Origin of the sequence: Nocardia sp. NPDC060255, assembly GCF_042727395.1 — a bacterium.
GTDB lineage: Bacteria > Actinomycetota > Actinomycetes > Mycobacteriales > Mycobacteriaceae > Nocardia.
The window spans coordinates 403239-418518 of the sequence record NZ_JBHXAU010000001.1 but is presented as its reverse complement, the minus strand read 5'-3'; the positions used below and the strand labels follow the sequence as shown (position 1 = coordinate 418518).

General features: G+C 67.3%; 16 protein-coding genes. 11 read left to right on the top strand and 5 right to left on the bottom strand.

Annotation, left to right across the window (positions count from 1 at the left end; genetic code table 11):
- Window positions 1-65: 65 nt before the first annotated feature.
- Together ACFWF1_RS02035 and ACFWF1_RS02030 are read left to right on the top strand one after the other, a co-directional pair.
- Window positions 66-587: a winged helix-turn-helix transcriptional regulator gene (locus tag ACFWF1_RS02035; protein ID WP_379283382.1), complete on the top strand. Its 522-nt coding sequence runs from the start codon at window positions 66-68 to the stop codon at window positions 585-587.
- Between the two features lie 208 nt (window positions 588-795).
- Window positions 796-1071: a hypothetical protein gene (locus ACFWF1_RS02030; RefSeq protein WP_379283383.1), complete on the top strand. Its 276-nt coding sequence runs from the start codon at window positions 796-798 to the stop codon at window positions 1069-1071.
- Window positions 1072-1148: 77 nt separating this feature from the next.
- Here the strand turns inward: ACFWF1_RS02030 and ACFWF1_RS02025 are convergent, their stop codons facing one another.
- Window positions 1149-2234: an ABC transporter ATP-binding protein gene (locus ACFWF1_RS02025; protein WP_379283384.1), complete on the bottom strand. Its 1086-nt coding sequence runs from the start codon at window positions 2232-2234 to the stop codon at window positions 1149-1151.
- Between the two features lie 231 nt (window positions 2235-2465).
- Between ACFWF1_RS02025 and ACFWF1_RS02020 the strand changes: the two genes are divergently transcribed.
- The 7 genes from ACFWF1_RS02020 (at window position 2466) to ACFWF1_RS01990 (ending at window position 8083) form a co-directional block, all read left to right on the top strand.
- Window positions 2466-3260 (top strand): LLM class F420-dependent oxidoreductase, encoded by a 795-nt coding sequence (locus ACFWF1_RS02020; protein WP_379283385.1) that lies wholly within the window; start codon window positions 2466-2468, stop codon window positions 3258-3260.
- Between the two features lie 235 nt (window positions 3261-3495).
- On the top strand, window positions 3496-5292 hold the full coding sequence (locus ACFWF1_RS02015; protein ID WP_379283386.1) for an ABC transporter substrate-binding protein/permease: 1797 nt from the start codon (window positions 3496-3498) through the stop codon (window positions 5290-5292).
- Window positions 5293-6018, top strand: a complete 726-nt coding sequence (locus ACFWF1_RS02010) for an amino acid ABC transporter ATP-binding protein (RefSeq protein ID WP_379283387.1) — start codon at window positions 5293-5295, stop codon at window positions 6016-6018.
- Between the two features lie 91 nt (window positions 6019-6109).
- On the top strand, window positions 6110-6406 hold the full coding sequence (locus ACFWF1_RS02005) for a hypothetical protein (protein ID WP_379283388.1): 297 nt from the start codon (window positions 6110-6112) through the stop codon (window positions 6404-6406).
- A 29-nt stretch (window positions 6407-6435) separates the two neighbouring features.
- Window positions 6436-7275: an alpha/beta fold hydrolase gene (locus ACFWF1_RS02000; protein WP_379283389.1), complete on the top strand. Its 840-nt coding sequence runs from the start codon at window positions 6436-6438 to the stop codon at window positions 7273-7275.
- A gap of 75 nt (window positions 7276-7350) precedes the next feature.
- Window positions 7351-7755, top strand: a complete 405-nt coding sequence (locus ACFWF1_RS01995) for a nitroreductase family deazaflavin-dependent oxidoreductase (RefSeq protein ID WP_379283390.1) — start codon at window positions 7351-7353, stop codon at window positions 7753-7755.
- Window positions 7756-7795: 40 nt separating this feature from the next.
- Window positions 7796-8083, top strand: coding sequence for a type II toxin-antitoxin system Phd/YefM family antitoxin (locus tag ACFWF1_RS01990; RefSeq protein WP_379283391.1), 288 nt, complete (start codon window positions 7796-7798; stop codon window positions 8081-8083).
- 40 nt (window positions 8084-8123) lie between these two features.
- On the opposite strand, the gene ACFWF1_RS01985 is transcribed toward ACFWF1_RS01990, so the two are convergent.
- Entirely contained in the window at window positions 8124-9386 is a 1263-nt protein-coding gene (locus ACFWF1_RS01985) for a CHAT domain-containing protein (protein WP_379283392.1), read from the bottom strand.
- Between the two features lie 91 nt (window positions 9387-9477).
- On the opposite strand from ACFWF1_RS01985, the gene ACFWF1_RS01980 reads away from it, so the two are divergent.
- Complete coding sequence (locus ACFWF1_RS01980) at window positions 9478-10629, top strand: RNA-guided endonuclease InsQ/TnpB family protein (RefSeq protein ID WP_379283393.1); 1152 nt, start codon at window positions 9478-9480, stop codon at window positions 10627-10629.
- Window positions 10630-10663: 34 nt separating this feature from the next.
- Here ACFWF1_RS01980 and ACFWF1_RS01975 read toward each other — a convergent pair whose 3' ends face one another.
- Genes ACFWF1_RS01975 through ACFWF1_RS01965 form a run of 3 tightly spaced genes read right to left on the bottom strand, consistent with a single transcriptional unit; the run spans window position 10664 to window position 14542 of the window.
- Window positions 10664-12172, bottom strand: coding sequence for a tetratricopeptide repeat protein (locus ACFWF1_RS01975; RefSeq protein WP_379283394.1), 1509 nt, complete (start codon window positions 12170-12172; stop codon window positions 10664-10666).
- Between the two features lies 1 nt (window position 12173).
- A complete protein-coding gene (locus ACFWF1_RS01970) occupies window positions 12174-13199 on the bottom strand; it encodes a hypothetical protein (RefSeq protein WP_379283395.1) in 1026 nt (341 codons plus the stop codon).
- A complete protein-coding gene (locus ACFWF1_RS01965; RefSeq protein ID WP_379283421.1) occupies window positions 13199-14542 on the bottom strand; it encodes a hypothetical protein in 1344 nt (447 codons plus the stop codon). The genes ACFWF1_RS01970 and ACFWF1_RS01965 overlap by 1 nt, the downstream gene beginning before the upstream one ends.
- Before the next feature lie 144 nt (window positions 14543-14686).
- Here ACFWF1_RS01965 and ACFWF1_RS01960 point away from each other — a divergent pair, with 144 nt between their 5' ends.
- The gene (locus ACFWF1_RS01960; RefSeq protein WP_379283396.1) at window positions 14687-15211 is read left to right on the top strand and encodes a lipoprotein LpqH; all 525 of its coding nucleotides are present in this window, start codon (window positions 14687-14689) and stop codon (window positions 15209-15211) included.
- The last annotated feature ends 69 nt before the right edge of the window (window positions 15212-15280 follow it).

Here is a 15280-nt window from a genome sequence, read left to right as displayed (position 1 = left end):
TGCCTGGCTCTATCAACACATAGTCAGGTTACACCTGACGATAGTCGAGACAAGTCAGCAAGGGTATGATGTTGGTCATGGCAGCAGTGATGGAAGGACCGTTGGCCGATCTGAGCTCGTGGCAGACCACGGATTGCTCGATCGCCAAGGCGATCGAACTCGTCGGCACCCGCTCGACCATGCTCATCCTGCGCGAGGCCTACTACGGCACCACCCGCTTCGACGGCTTCGCCCACCGCGTCGGCATCACCGACGCCGCGGCCGCCACCCAGCTCCGCAAACTCACCGAAGCGGGCCTGCTCACCAAGCAGCCCTACCAGGAGCAGGGCAAACGCACCCGCCACGAATACATCCTCACCCCCAAGGGCCGCGACCTACTCCCCGTAGTCCTGGCCCTGATGCAGTGGGGCGACACTTACCTCCAACCCGGCCCACCCCCACTCCTGCTGGTCGAAGAATCCACCGGCTCCCCCGTCCGCGTCCAAGTCCGCAGCGACTCCGGCCGCGAGATAGCCCTCGAAGAACTGGGCATCCGCGTCAACGACGACTACCTGGACTCCCGCCGCACCCGCAAGACCAAGCGCTGAACGCCCACTCTCGAAGCGCCACATGGCGGTTCGCCTGCGCCGCTATCCGGTAAGCCAGTGCGAACGGGATCGGCGGTCGACCCGATTTGCGGCGCTCGAGCGTCGATCGGAACAAAGGCGAGCTCGGTGCAGTTCGATGTCACAGGTGCGGGAGCTACGTCGTCTTCTCTGTGACGGCGGACTTACCGCGAGCGCAGAGGAGTGAAAAGTGTTTGCTACGAAGGAAATTGCGCAGGCTGAGTCGGTAGAGCACGTTGCGGTAGCGACGAGCGACCGGCATCCGGCGAAATGGAAGTTCTGGCTGCTGACGCTTATTGGGCTCTACCCGATGCTCACCGTTCTGGTGACGGTGACGGCTCCGCTGCTGGAACCGCTGCCGACGCCGTTGCGACTGGCGTGCATTGTGCCGGTGGCGGTGGGTGCGATGGTGTGGGTGATCATGCCGTTTCTGACTCGGCGCTTTGCCGGGTGGTTGGCGCGCTGACCTTTGTGAGGTGCGGAAATGACCGAGCCCGGTCCATTGCGGACCGGGCTCGGTGGCTTGTGCTGACTGAGCGGGGCTCAGTGCAGGCGGCGGCCGTCCTTGGCGGAGAAGAAGTAGGTGTGTTGCGGGTCGGTGGAGAGGCGGACCCGGGTGCCCTTGGCGGGCGGGTTGCGCCAATCCGCGCGCGCCACAATGGTTTCGCCGACGGCGTTGCCTTCGGAGGTGGTGCGGCCGTAGATGTAGGCGTCGGAGCCGAGCTCCTCGACCACGTCGACCTCCATCTCGATGCCGGAGCCGGCCCCGTTGCCGAGCTCGAAGTGCTCGGGGCGGATGCCGACCGACACCGAACCCTCGGCCGCGTCGATGACCGAGCGCGGCAGCGGCAGCACGTGCCCGCCGAGCGACACGGAACCGTCGGACACCGGAAGCGTGAACAGGTTCATCGCGGGCGAGCCCATGAAGCCTGCGACGAACACATTGACCGGGTCCTGGTACAGGTCGCGCGGCGTCGCGCACTGCTGCAGCAGGCCGTCCTTGAGCACCGCGACCCGATCGCCCATGGTCATCGCCTCGACCTGGTCGTGCGTGACGTACACGGTGGTGGTGCCGAGCCTGCGCTGCAGCTGCGCGATCTGGGTGCGGGTCTGCACGCGCAGCTTCGCGTCCAGGTTGGACAGCGGCTCGTCCATCAGGAACACCTGCGGCTGGCGCACGATCGCCCGGCCCATCGCGACGCGCTGGCGCTGACCGCCGGACAGCGCCTTCGGCTTGCGATCCAGGTACGGCTCCAGGTCGAGCAGTTGCGCCGCCTCGAGCACCCGCTTCTGCGTCTCGGCCTTGGCGACCTTGGCCAGCTTCAGCGCGAAGCCCATGTTCTCCGCGACGGTCATGTGCGGGTAGAGCGCGTAGTTCTGGAACACCATCGCGATATCGCGTTCCTTGGGTTCGGCGTGCGTCACATCCTTGGCGCCGATCAGGATGCGCCCGTCGCTGACGTCCTCCAGCCCGGCGAGCATGCGCAGCGAGGTCGACTTACCGCAGCCCGACGGGCCGACGAGGACCAGGAATTCGCCGTCTTCGATTTCCAGATTCAACTGGTCGACAGCGGGTTTGGTCGAACCAGGGTAGAGCCTGGTCGCGCTGTCGAAGGTCACTGTGGCCATGACAAATCACATCCCATCACCGGCAGGAACGTGCCGGACGATCCGAGTAAGGGTTGACCGGCGACATTACTAGATCTGCTCGTTTCCCGCTCGAAATGCTCGAGTTCGCGCGAAGTGCAGAGGGCGCAACGCCTCTCGATGGCGGATCGGATTGCCGAGAGCCCCGGCCGGATACTGTCAGCGCCGGTAGCCTCGTTCGGGGGACCAAATCCGAGCGACGAGGAGAGTTTCATGAGCCGACCGGTTCGTATCGGAGTTCAACTGCAGCCGCAGCATGCGCCCAAGTATGGGCTGATTCGTGATGCGGTACTGCGGGCTGAGGATGCGGGTGTTGACGTCGTCTTCAACTGGGATCACTTCTTTCCGCTCAGTGGCGATCCCGAGGGTGCGCACTTCGAATGCTGGACGATGCTCGGTGCCTTCGCTGAGCAGACCGAGCGGGTGGAGATCGGCGCGCTGGTCACCGGTGGCGGCTACCGCAACCCGGATCTGCTCGCCGACATGGCGCGGACTGTGGACCACATCAGCGACGGCCGGCTCATCCTCGGGCTCGGTGCGGGCTGGTTCGAGAAGGACTACGACGAGTACGGCTACGAGTTCGGCACGCCCGGCACCAGGCTCGCGCTGCTGAAGGAGAACATGGCCCGGCTCAGCGCCCGCCTGAAGAAGCTGAACCCGCAGCCGATCCGCGAGATCCCGATCCTGATCGGCGGCGGTGGTGAGAAGAAGACGCTGCGCTTGGTCGCCGAGTACGCGCACATGTGGCACACGTTCGCCGACCTCGACTCGCTCGCGCGCAAGAACAAGGTGCTCGCCGAGCATTGCGCCGCGGTCGGCACCGACGAGGCGCGGATCGAGCGCTCGGTGCAGTGGCCGGGCGTCGAGAAGGCGTCGGCTCTCGTCGAGGCCGGTGTTTCGCTGTTCACCGTCGGCGTCAGTGGCCCGGGTTACGACCTGAGCGAGGTCGAGCGAGCGATCCGCTGGCGTGACGAAGTGAACCCCGAGCAGGTCAGCGGGCTCGCCTAACCCTTGCGCTAATAGTCGGACCAGGCTCGCGGCGAGTCGGCGCCTACCGGCGATGTGCTGCCGGATCCGGCCTGATCTGAATTGCCGACCGGGGTACGCCCCCGTGCCGCCGAATTCGGATCACGCTGATCCGAACTCTGTCGCCGCTGGTCCGACTTGTCGCATTCCAGGTGACGCAACGTCGGCGGCGGGGTAGCTGCGAGTTAACACTTGGTCGCGGCTAGGGTTCTTCATCATGGCTGGTCTGCCCGCTGTGCGGTCTCGTGCGTTGATCGCCGTGATATTGCTTGCTGTCGGTCTCGCGGCCACGGCGTGTGGTTCCGGCTCCGATGATGCGTCCTCGGAACGCAACCTGTGTTCCCCGCCGGGGGTGAGTGCGGCGTCGGCCGCGCCGACCAACCTGGCCTCCGCGCAGACCGCGGGCGCGGACAAGTACACGACGGCGAGCACCGCGCCGGTGTCCTCGATCGACACCTCGAAGCTCGGGCTGATCACGCCGGGCAAGCTGAGCGTCGGCACGCTGTCGGACGCGCCGCCGAGCATCTGCGTGAACGGCAAGGGCACCTTCACCGGCTTCGACAATGAGCTGCTGAAGGCGATCGCCACGAAACTCGGCCTGCAGGTGGAGTTCTCGGGCACCGAGTTCGCCGGACTGCTCGCGCAGGTGGCGGGTAACCGCTTCGACGTCGGGTCGTCGAGCATCACCACCACCGACGCGCGCCGCCAGCTGGTCGGCTTCACCAACGGCTACGACTTCGGGTACTTCTCCCTCGTCGCCCCCAATTCCAGTGGCATCAAAGGTTTTTCGGACCTGAACCGCGGCACCAGGATCGCGGTGGTGCAGGGCACGGTGCAGGACGAGTACGTGATCAACACGCTGCACCTGGATCCGGTGAAGTTCCCCGATTACAACACCGCCTACGCCAACCTGAAGTCCGGCCAGGTCGACGCCTGGGTGGCGCCGTCAGCGCAGGCCGAGGGCGCGATCAAGCCGGGTGACGGAACGGCGGTGGTGCAGAACACCTTCAGCCTGGACAACTTCGTCGGCTGGGCGGTGTCCAAGAACAACCAGCCGTTGACCGACGCGCTCAACAGCGGCCTCGACGCGGTGATCGCGGACGGCACCTACGCCAAGCTCTACAGCGACTGGGTGCCGCGGGAACTGCCGCCGGGCTGGAAGCCGGGCTCCAAGGCGGCGCAGCTGCCGCAACTGCCGGACTTCGCCGCCATTGCGGCGGAACACAAACCGGCCGACACCACGGTGGTCGCGCCGAAATCAACGCTGCAGCAGCTGAAGGACACGTTCTTCGACTGGTCGTTGTACCGCAAGGCCTTTCCCGACCTGTTCAAGACCGGTCTGCCGAATACCCTGATCCTTGCGGTGGTTTCGGGTGTCCTCGGCACCATCCTCGGCATGCTGCTCGCGGTGGCGGGCATCGCCCGGACCCGCTGGCTGCGCTGGCCCGCCCGGGTCTACACCGACATCTTCCGCGGCCTGCCCGCGGTGGTGATCATCCTGTTGATCGGCCTCGGCATCGGCCCGGTGGTCCGCAACGTGACCGGCAGCAACCCGTACTGGCTCGGCGCGGTAGCGCTGGCATTGCTGGCCTCGGCGTATATCGGCGAGATCTTCCGTTCCGGCATCCAGTCGGTCGAAGCCGGTCAGCTGGAAGCGGCTCGCGCGATCGGTTTCGGCTACCGGCAGGCAATGACGCTGGTGGTGATTCCGCAGGGTGTCCGGCGGGTGCTGCCCGCGCTGATGAACCAGTTCATCGCGCTGATCAAGGACTCGTCGCTGATCTACTTCCTCGGCCTGCTCGCCACCCAGCGCGAACTGTTCGCGGTCGGTCGTGACCTCAACGCGCAGACCGGCAACCTGTCCCCGCTGGTGGCCGCCGGCCTGGTCTACCTGCTGCTGACCATCCCGCTCACCCACCTGGTGAACTACATCGACCGCCGCATGCGCACCGGCAGGCCGGACCGGCCGATCGATCCGGTCGAGGCCGCCACGATCACGGAAGGGCGCGGATAGATGAGTGCCTCCCTCACCGGAACCAATTTGCACCTGAAGCTCGGGCACAACCACATCCTTCGAGGCATCGACATCCACGTCGACGCGGGCAAGACCACCACGGTCATCGGCCCGTCCGGCTCGGGCAAGTCGACGCTGCTGCGGGTGCTCAACCGGCTGCACGAGCCGGACCAGGGCGATGTGCTGCTCGACGGCAAGTCGGTGCTCACCGAGGACCCGGACAAGCTGCGCCAGCGCATCGGCATGGTGTTCCAGCATTTCAACCTGTTCCCGCACAAGACCGTCGCCGACAATGTCTCGCTCGGCCCGCGCAAGCTGCGCGGACTGTCCAAGGACGAGGCGCGTGCCGTGGCGGCGGAGCAGCTGGAGATCGTCGGGCTGTCCGACAAGCTGGACTCGCGGCCGGCCAACCTGTCCGGCGGGCAGCAGCAGCGGGTCGCCATCGCCCGCGCGCTGGCCATGAAGCCGGAGGTGATGTTCTTCGACGAGGCCACCTCGGCGCTGGACCCGGAGCTGGTCAAGGGCGTGCTCGCGCTGATGGCCGACCTGGCCGCCGGTGGCATGTCGATGGTCGTGGTCACCCACGAAATGGGCTTCGCCCGAACGGTTTCCGACCGGGTTGTGTTCATGGACGAGGGGCAGGTGGTGGAGACCGGCACGCCCGACGCGCTGTTCGACAACGCCGAGACGCCGCGCCTGCAGCGCTTCCTTTCCCAGGTGTTGTAGCGCACCCTCGGCTAACTCGCATTGATGCGCATCTGTTAATGTGTCTGCGCTCACATATCCATCTGTCCACGCTTGGAAAGAGGGAGATCTGATGACAACGGCACATATGCAGCACACCGCGCACGATCACGCGCACGGCCCGGGTTGCGGGCACGCGGTGATCGAGCACGGTGATCACGTCGATTACGCGCACGACGGTCACCTGCACCGCGAACACGACGGCCACTACGACGAGTGCGAGCCGCAGGGCCACGCCGAACACACCGATCACGCGCACGAGCACGGCCCCGACTGCGGCCACGACACCGTCCAGCACGGCGATCACGTCGATTATGTGCACGACGGCCACCGCCACGCCGCCCACGACGGGCACTACGACGAGCACTGAAGTTGGTGTGAGGTTCTAGAGTCGACCCCGTGATCGAGGCAATCAAGATTCCTACCGCTGCTGGGACGTTCGATGCGCTGTCCAGTGGCGATGCCGGGGGACGGGAAGTCATGCTGCTGCACGGCTTTCCGGAGGCGGCCATCGAGTGGGAGTTTCAGCTGCACGCGCTCGGTGGTGGTGGGTGCCACGTGGTGGCGCCTGATCAGCGGGGGTATTCGCCCGGTGTGCGGCCGGACCAGGTCGCCGACTATCGGCTCGACGAGTTGGTCGGCGATGTCGTCGCGATCGCCGACGAATTGGGTTGGCAGCGCTTCGATCTGGTCGGGCACGACTGGGGGGCTTATGTCGGGTGGGCGGCAGCGGCGGATATTCCGGAACGGATCCGCAGTTTCACCGCGGTGTCGCTGCCGCATCCCGCCGCGTTCCTGCGGGCGATGATCGAGGACGAGGATCAAGCGCAACGGTCGCAATACTTTTCGCTGCTGCGCAAGCCACGGGTGGCCGAGCGGGCGCTGCTCATGGACGAGGGGGCCGGGCTGCGGAAGATCTTCGAATGGAAGATCCCGGAGGAACGCATCGACGAATACGTCCATCGCCTTTCGCAGCCGGAGGCGCTGACGGCGGCCCTGAATTGGTATCGGGCGATGCACCTGTCCGGGCCGACCGGACCGGTTTCGGTGCCGACGCTGTACGTGTGGAGCACCGAGGACAGCTCCATCGGCTCCACCGCGGCCCTGGCCACCGAAAAGCACGTGACCGGGCCATATCGATTCGAAATGCTCGAGGAAGTCTCGCATTGGATCCCGGAGCAGGCACCCGAGGAATTGACCCGGCTGATCATGCAGCACCTGCTCGCGCACCGCACCTAACGCGGCCGTTCCCCTGACACAGCACCGCCGGGGGTGAATTGTGGACTACAAGGTCTACGCACCGGAGGCGAGTTCATGGACGTCAAAGAAATCAACCGCACCACCATCACCCAATTCCGCGCGGGCGGCGAGATCGAGGGCATGCACCGCGACAAACTCGTGCTGCTCACCACGATCGGCCGCCGCACCGGCAAACCGCACACCACGCCGATGATGTTCCATCTCGACGGCGACCGCCTGCTGGTCATCGCCTCGAACATCGGTGCCCCGGCGCATCCGGATTGGTATCAGAACCTGGTGAGCAATCCCGAGGTGACCGTCGAAGTCGGCGACGAAGAATACGACGCCCTCGGCACCCCGCTCACCGGCGCCGAACGCGACCACATGTGGACCATGTTGAAGCAGCTCTATCCGTTTTTCGCCGACCACGAAACCAAAACCGACCGGACAATTCCGATCGTCGCGCTGACAAGACGGTGAAACTCCGATCCAAAAGGGCAGGCCGCTCCGAATGCGGAGCATGCCCAACACGAACACACGCAATCTCCACGAGCTGTCCGCCGACATCACCGCCGTTGTCCGCGACGTAATAGCGACCGGCGAAGACGCCGTGATCACCGACGACGGCACCGAAGTGGCGGTCATCATGTCGATGGCCGACTATGACCGCCTGCACCTCTACGCCGAACTGGCGGACGCGGCGCGACCCGGCTACGCGGGCGCGACCGAATTCCGGGCGATGTCCATCTCGGAGATGCTCGACCTGCTCGGCGTGCATCCCTCGGTGGACCGCGGCCTCCGTGGCTGACTCAGGCGCCCCGTGGCTGACTCAGGCGCCCGTGGCTGACTCAGGCGCACAGCGTGGCGAACGCCGACCACAGCAGCGGCGAATGCTCGATGGTGCGTTCGGTGCGCCAGGCGTGCAGGCGTTCGCGCTGCCATGCGGCGAGCGCGGCGACCGGGTCCGGCTGTTCGTGCGCGGCGTCGATGGCGCAGATGGCCTGGTGCAGCGGGTGGGCGTCGGGCGGCGCGCTCGCGATGCGGTGGAAAGCGAGGTCGGTGGGCAGCGGCCAGCGGCTGGCGGTCACCAGCTCGGCGCCGCCGTTGATCATCGCCGCGGTCAGTCCGAGTGCCTCGGTGAAGCGCAGGTCGCCGCCGCTCTCGCAGGCGATCAGGGCCACTCGGCTCGGGATCGGCCAAAGGTCCCGGCCGTCAGCGGGTTCCGGCGCGAGGGTGTGCGTGCCGAGCAGGAAGTCCTTGGCGGACAACGGGCGATGGCCGCGGGTGGGGCCGACGAAGCCGAGGGTGTCCGCGGTGCAGGCCAGATGGAGTTCGGCGTCCTCGCTCTGGCCGGATTCGGGCGGTGCGGCGGTGACATGTCCGACGTAGATCAGGCGGCTCGCGCCGTCGCGTAATGCTGTGCTCAGCCAGGTGCGGTCGATATCGGTCCGGCGGAAGACCTCCGTCGGGTCGAGCACCGCGGGCCGCAGGCGATCCTGTGCCGCGTACTCGGCGATCCGTTGGGTGAGTGGGGCATTCGCGGACATGCGGCCGAGCACCGAGCCGAGGATCGAGTCGGCGCGAAAACCGGGAACGCGCGGATCCAGCACGGCGACAACGGGTGCCCGGTGCGTCGCGGACCAGGTGCGCGCGGTGCGGCCCGGCGCGTGCACGATGCTGGCCGGTGCGAGCAGGCTGACGTCGGCGATGTCGATCAGGCGGGCCTCCGGGCCGGGAGCGATGATCTCCCACGGCACCTGGGCCGCCCGCGGCGACGGTTGTAGTCGGATGTGCGGGCGGATGCCGCGTTGGTACAGCTCGTACAGCTGGGCGGCCAGCGCATGGGGCAACAACGCACGAGAAAGAGCCTGGGCAACAAGGTATTCGGTGCCGAGCTCAGCGAAGGCCCCGGTGGTCATGGCGCGTTCGAGCCCACCAGACTCGGCTGGATGCGGGAGGGCGTCGGACAGCCGCCGCACGGCCTCCACTACCGGTTCGCCCGGCAGCATCGCGGCACCGCGTGGCGCGGTGTCCCCGATCCAACGCCAGGACATGTACACGTCTCCCGCGTCCGCCATACGCACCACGACGGTCGGCTGTTCTTGCGTCATCAGATGTATTGGCGCGGACAACCCGTCGTTCATGAGGGGTGGAAGCGCTGTCCTCGATTCTGTGTCGGTGGTGCGGGCTAGGTTATGAGTCATGGAAGAGGTGGTGCGGTACAGCTTTCGGTTGCGGCCGGGCCGCACTGCGGAATCTGCTCTTCTGGCTGAGTGGCATCGCTGCCGGTTCTTGTGGAATGAGGCTGTCCACCAGCAGAAGTCGGGCAACAAGCCGACTTTCGGTATGTTGAATAGGCTGCTGACCGGGGCTCGCCGCCAGAACACGTGGTTGCGGGTAGGGTCGCAGGTCGCGCAACAGCAGACGTTGCGGACCTACGCGCAAGCGCTCACTCAATCGTTCACCGTCAAGGGTCGTGGTCGGCCGGTGTTCAAGGCTCGCAAGAGGGCTCGGGTGTCGTTGGCGTACACGCGCCGCGGATTCCGTATCAGCGATGGGTGGCTGGTGCTGGCCAAGGGCATCAATGTCCCGGTGGTGTGGTCGCGGGACCTGCCGTCCGAGCCGAGCAGTGTGCGGATCACTCGGGATTCGCTCGGACATTGGTATGCGTCGTTTGTCGTGCGTCGTGCCATCGAACCCGCTGCCATGACTGAAGGCGGTATCGGCATCGACTGGGGTGTGCGCACTACGGCCACCACGACCGATCCTGCGTTCGATCTTCCCTATCGTGGCTACCGCACCCGCTGCGCGGCGGAACTGGCTCGGACGCAACGCAAGATGGCCAGGCGGCACAGCACGCGCGGTCCGCAGTCGAGTGGGTATCACGGGGCCGCTCGGGTGGCCGCGAAGCTGTACAAGAAGGCGGCCCGGCAAACCGAGCACGATTCGCGGGTCTGGGCGAAAAGTGTTGTCGACCGTCATGATGTGATCGCGGTGGAGGACTTCAAGCCAATATTTCTGGCGAAGTCCACGATGGCGCGTAAGGCGGCTGATGCGGCGATCGGTGCGGCGAAGCGGGAGTTGGTCGAGCGTGGTGTGCGGGCTGGCCGGAGGGTGGTGTTGGTGCGGCCCGCCTATACGAGCATGACGTGTTCGAGTTGTTTCGCGAGAGCCAAGCAGCGACTCGAACTCGGGGAACGAACCTTCCGGTGCCACGACTGTGGATACACCGACTGTCGGGACCGGAACGCTGCCAGGGTGATTCTGGCTGTGGCAGAGCGCGGCCACACACGTGTTGAGGATGTCAGACAATCGGGTCACCTCCTTCGGGCGGTTGGTTCGGTTGCGGTCTGAGCGTGAAATCTCCTACCTCTAGGTAGGGGCGGCGTTAAACGGTCAGTACCCGGCTGTCTCGGATCACTCGGCCGTAGCGTTGTTCGGCTGCGGCGATGTAGGGGGCCAACGCGATTCGTCCCTCGGCGGCCAGGGCGAGGCGCGGCGGCGGGGAGACCGGCAGGCCCGCGCTGGCCGCGACCTCGGCGAGCGCCGCGCCCAGCTGGAGCGCGCTGGCTCCCGGGCGCTCGGCGAGATCGGCTGGGGGATCGAGGAGTTCGAGCGGCAGCCGGACCGCGGGGCGGTCGTCGGATCTATCGATATTCAAGGTTGTTCCCGCACACTGTGTTTCGATCAGGTCGGCGAGCAGCAGTCCGTTGCCGGACAGGTAGGCGAAGCGGAAGGCCAATCGCATAGCGGGGTCGGCGATCTGGCGGTTCCACTGGTCGCGCTGGTTGCCGTTGGGCAGCGTGTAGCGCACCGCGTCGATGGCCAGTGCGGCCGGGACGGCGACGCCGACCGCTTGGGCGAGCAGTTCGGGCGAGTCCGCGACGGCACCTTCCAGCAGCGTCGCATGCCAGTAATCGAGCTGGGCACAGTGCAACCCGAGACCACGTTCGGCGTACGCGTCGAAGGCCTCGGCGAGCAACGCCTCACACTCCTCGTACCTGCCGCTCTTGAACGCCACCGTGGACAGGCGCATGCGCAGGTCGGCGGCATCCAGCACCGCACCGGATTCGATGAAATAGGCCAGGCCGCGACTGTAGAGCTCCTGTGCCTGCGTGAGATCGTCGCGACCCTCGGCGAGGAAAGCCAGTGTCTTGAGTCCGATTCCGGCGCGGTAGCCGAGCCCGGCCTGCTCGAAGTACTGCTGGCTCGCGCGCAGTGGCGCCTCGGCCTCGTCGAGGCGATCGGTGCGGACCAGCATGGTTGCGAGGTTCTGCTGGGTCTCGGCGACGGCGTTGCGGTCGCCCGCCGCCTCGAACGCGGCGAGCGCCTGCTGGACGAAGTCGACCGCGAGGTCGCGGCGGCCGGTCTCGAAATACGTTGCGGCCAGGTTCATCAGCGGGTGGCCGGCCAGCTGCGGCGCGAAACGCCATGCCGCGTCCAGGGATTCGGTGGCGAGCTCGGCGGCGTGCGCCCAGTGCTGGCGATGCAGGGCGACCGCGGTCAACGAGAGCAGGCAGGCCACCCGGAGCACGCCCTGCTCGGTGTCGTCGGCGAGCAACTCCCGTGCCTGCTCCAATGCTTGCTGCGCCGCGTCGAGTTCGCCGAGGTGCTGCAACGCCTGCGACATGTTGACCAGCGTGTTGGGGCGCAGTCGCGGGGCGTCCTCGGGCATGGCGGCGAGCGCTTCGCGGTACAGGCCGAGTGATCTGGCGTGATCGCCGAGTTCGTCCGCCATGCTCGCCGCGTTGACGATGGCGCCGATGCGGACGCTGCCGGTGGTGGTGCGGGCGGCGTCCTCGAAGATGCGCAGCGCTCCGGCGGTGTCGCCGCGGGTGTAGGCGTCTGCGCCTGCGGCGAGCAGAGCGCGGCCGTCATCGGGTGTTTCGTCGGTCATTTCAGAAGTCCGAATCTGAAGCAGCAGCGTCTATTTCGGCCAGCAATGGCGCGTCGCCGGAATCATCTGCGGGATCGGCCGCGCGGCGCAGGCGCTGCACAGCGAGGTCGCGTATCCGTTGGCGCACCGCCGGGCCGCCGTGTTCCGAGCTGTCAGCGCCGACACCCGGCACGTAGATCGCAACGGTCACTGCGGATTCCGCGCCTTCGGGTGCGGGCACCTCGGTAGTCCACATGTCACCGGCCAGGGTCAGCGCCGCGTCGGCGGTTCCGGCGCTGGTGCGGACCAGCGCATGCGGATGCAGGTATGCGGGAAAGTGGCTCTGCGGCGCGGCGACCGCGCGCACCGAGACCGTCGTACTTCCGTTCTGGCGCAACACTTCCCATGACACGGCCTGTTCGGAGGCGTCGAGCAGCTTCGGTGGGCAGCGGCGCCAATCCCAGCCGCCGCTGCCCCTGGCCAGCACCAAGGCGCCTGGCGGCGTTGTCCCCGCCGGTCCCGCCGCAAGGGCATAGTCCTCCGCGCGGCCGCGCGCCTCCGGTATCCGGTCGTGCGATTCGGCCACCTCGAACGGCTCGTCCGCGCCGTCGACGATCATCTCGCATTCCTCCGACAGCGTCGCGATGTCGTCCAGCAGCAGCCGATCGTCCAGTGGCGCAATGCCATCGATGATTGATGCGGGCCACCACCGCGCCGCCCAGTGCGCGTACCCGAGCCGCCACGCGCTCGTGACGAGCTCCGGCAAGCCGGGCGCGGCGGTCAGTTCGCCGGTCTCGCCCGCGTCGACCGCGAGCGCGACCTCCTCGCCGAAGACCGCCCACAGCCAGTCCTGGGCCGGCTTCACGTCATCGATCACCGCGGCCGGAAGTGCCGGTCCGTCCAGCAGACTCCACGTCAGATGCCCGCCCGCCGCCTCGAGCACCAGCACGTCGATCTCCGGCGCACCGTCGAGGACGGTCGGCGCACCGTCGGGCGCGATGACCAAGAGCCCGTCGGCGGCCCGCCGCAGCCGCACCGTGCCGTTCATCAGCTCGCCCTCGATTCCGTCGAATCCGATTCGGCCGCACTCGCGCTCAATGCCTGTTTGACTCGCGTCCGGTGATCGAGGATGACCGAGCGCGCCACACCGTCGAGCAGATCCCACAGTTCATCCGGGTCATCCACCGCGAACTCCCGAACATCGCGCCCGTGCAGGCGAACCCACAGCCGCCGCAGGTACGGGCGCCACGGTGTGGACAACTCGGCCGCGATCGCGGCGAGCGGCCCGGTCGGCGGCGACTCGGTGCCGGCGCGCACCGCCAGCCGCCGGGCCTGCAACACGTAGGCCTCACGTTGCCAGCGGCTGTTGACAACTCGGTGCGCGGTAGTCTCGCCCGCAGGCAAGCGTGCCATACCGACTTCGGAACGTTGCCGCCGAACGGTCCCGATCGGCGCGAGCTCGCGCGCGAGGGCGACGCCCGCCGTCGCCGTCACCCGGAGTGTCTCGTCCAAAAGCGCCCACGGCGAACAACTCCGAGCGATCTCGGTGGTCACCAGCTCCGGGATCGGCGGCAGCTCTGCGCGTTCGCTGGAAGCCTGCAACGCGGTGAACACCCGCTCGTACACGGTGCGATCGAACGGCAGGCCCAAGGTGGACTTCGAGGCCGACGCACCGATGGCGGGCGGCCGCGGCACGGGATGCGTGGTGAGGCCCAGTTCGTCTGCGGCGTAACCAGGTTCGGACCGCCACAGTCGTATGCCGGCATGGGTCCCCGCGTGCGTGCCGACCAGCGCGTCCAGTGCCGCCTGCCCGTTGTCTCGACGCTGTGCCAGCCGGGCCGCGGCACAGGCGTCGAGCAGTTCGGCGACCGCGCCGGTGTGGTCACCGCCCGCCGGACCGGCCAGCGGCCGCCGTCGCCACGCGACCTCGACCAGGCTCGCAAGCTCCGGAGTTCGTTCGGCGACATACTTCTTCAACGCCTGAGTAGTACGGCCCGCCGCGTACTCGTGCACGTCGCGCAACGCCGCCTCGGCGATAGCCCTGTCCCGCAACGGATCCGGCATCCCCGACGTCGTCGCCAGCTCGAAACACCGTTGGAAGTACAGATCTTGCGGGTGCCCCTCGGTGATCCGCAACGCCCGCCGCACCTGCTTGAGCACGGTGAACCAGGCCGCCGTCGCGCGCAGCACATCCGCCGCCGCGTGCACCCGCGCGGCCAGCAGCACCGCGCCGTCGGCCGTCACGATCGGCCCGGCGCAGGCCAGATGCTGCACCGGCCGGATCACCAGCGGATCCAGGATCAGCTTCACCGTGCGGCGCAACGGCCCGCCGTGCGGACCGCTGAGCGGTTCGACGCCGTCGAGCTTGCGCCACACCTCGTCGAGCACCATGGCGCGCGGTCGTCGCATTCGACCAGGTTAACGGACTTTTGTCCGATTCGACCCGGCTAAAACCTGGGATCGGTAGGACGCGAACCGTTCCTAGGTTTCTCGTATCGGCCCAGACACCCGGGCCGCACGAACACAGGAGACACCATGAACACCAAGTCCATCACCGCAGCCCTCGTCGCCTCCGCCGCCGCGGCCGCCTTCTTCGTCACCGGTTGCAGCGACAACGCGAGCAGCACCCCGCCCAAGTCCTCGGCCGCCCCGCAGACGAACTCGGCCCCGTCGGGCAAGTCGATCGCGTCGGTCGACGGCAAGGCGTTCGACGCGAAGTTCACCACCACCTGCGCGAAGCAGGGCGGCACCCTGGCGCTCGCGCTGACCGACGCCGCCAACACCGCCTACGGCAACCTGTCGGTCAGCGCCACCATCACCGGCACCGACACGGTGCAGGCGGTCGGCATCGCGGGCAGCAAGGGCGGCGACGCGGGCCAGCCGTACGCGGTGGGCTTCGGCAACGGGATGCCCGGCGGCTCGGCCACGCTCACCAAGGACGGCAACACCTACAAGGTCACCGGCGAGGGCGTCAGCGCGGATCTGAGCAACCCGCTGGCCGGCCCGAAGACGTCCAAGTTCGATGTCACCTTCGCCTGCTCGACCGTCGTCGGCGGCTGAATCGTCCGCGGCCCGCTCGAGTTCGGCTCGAGCGGGCCGACAGCGTGGCGACCACTTTCGAATCATCGA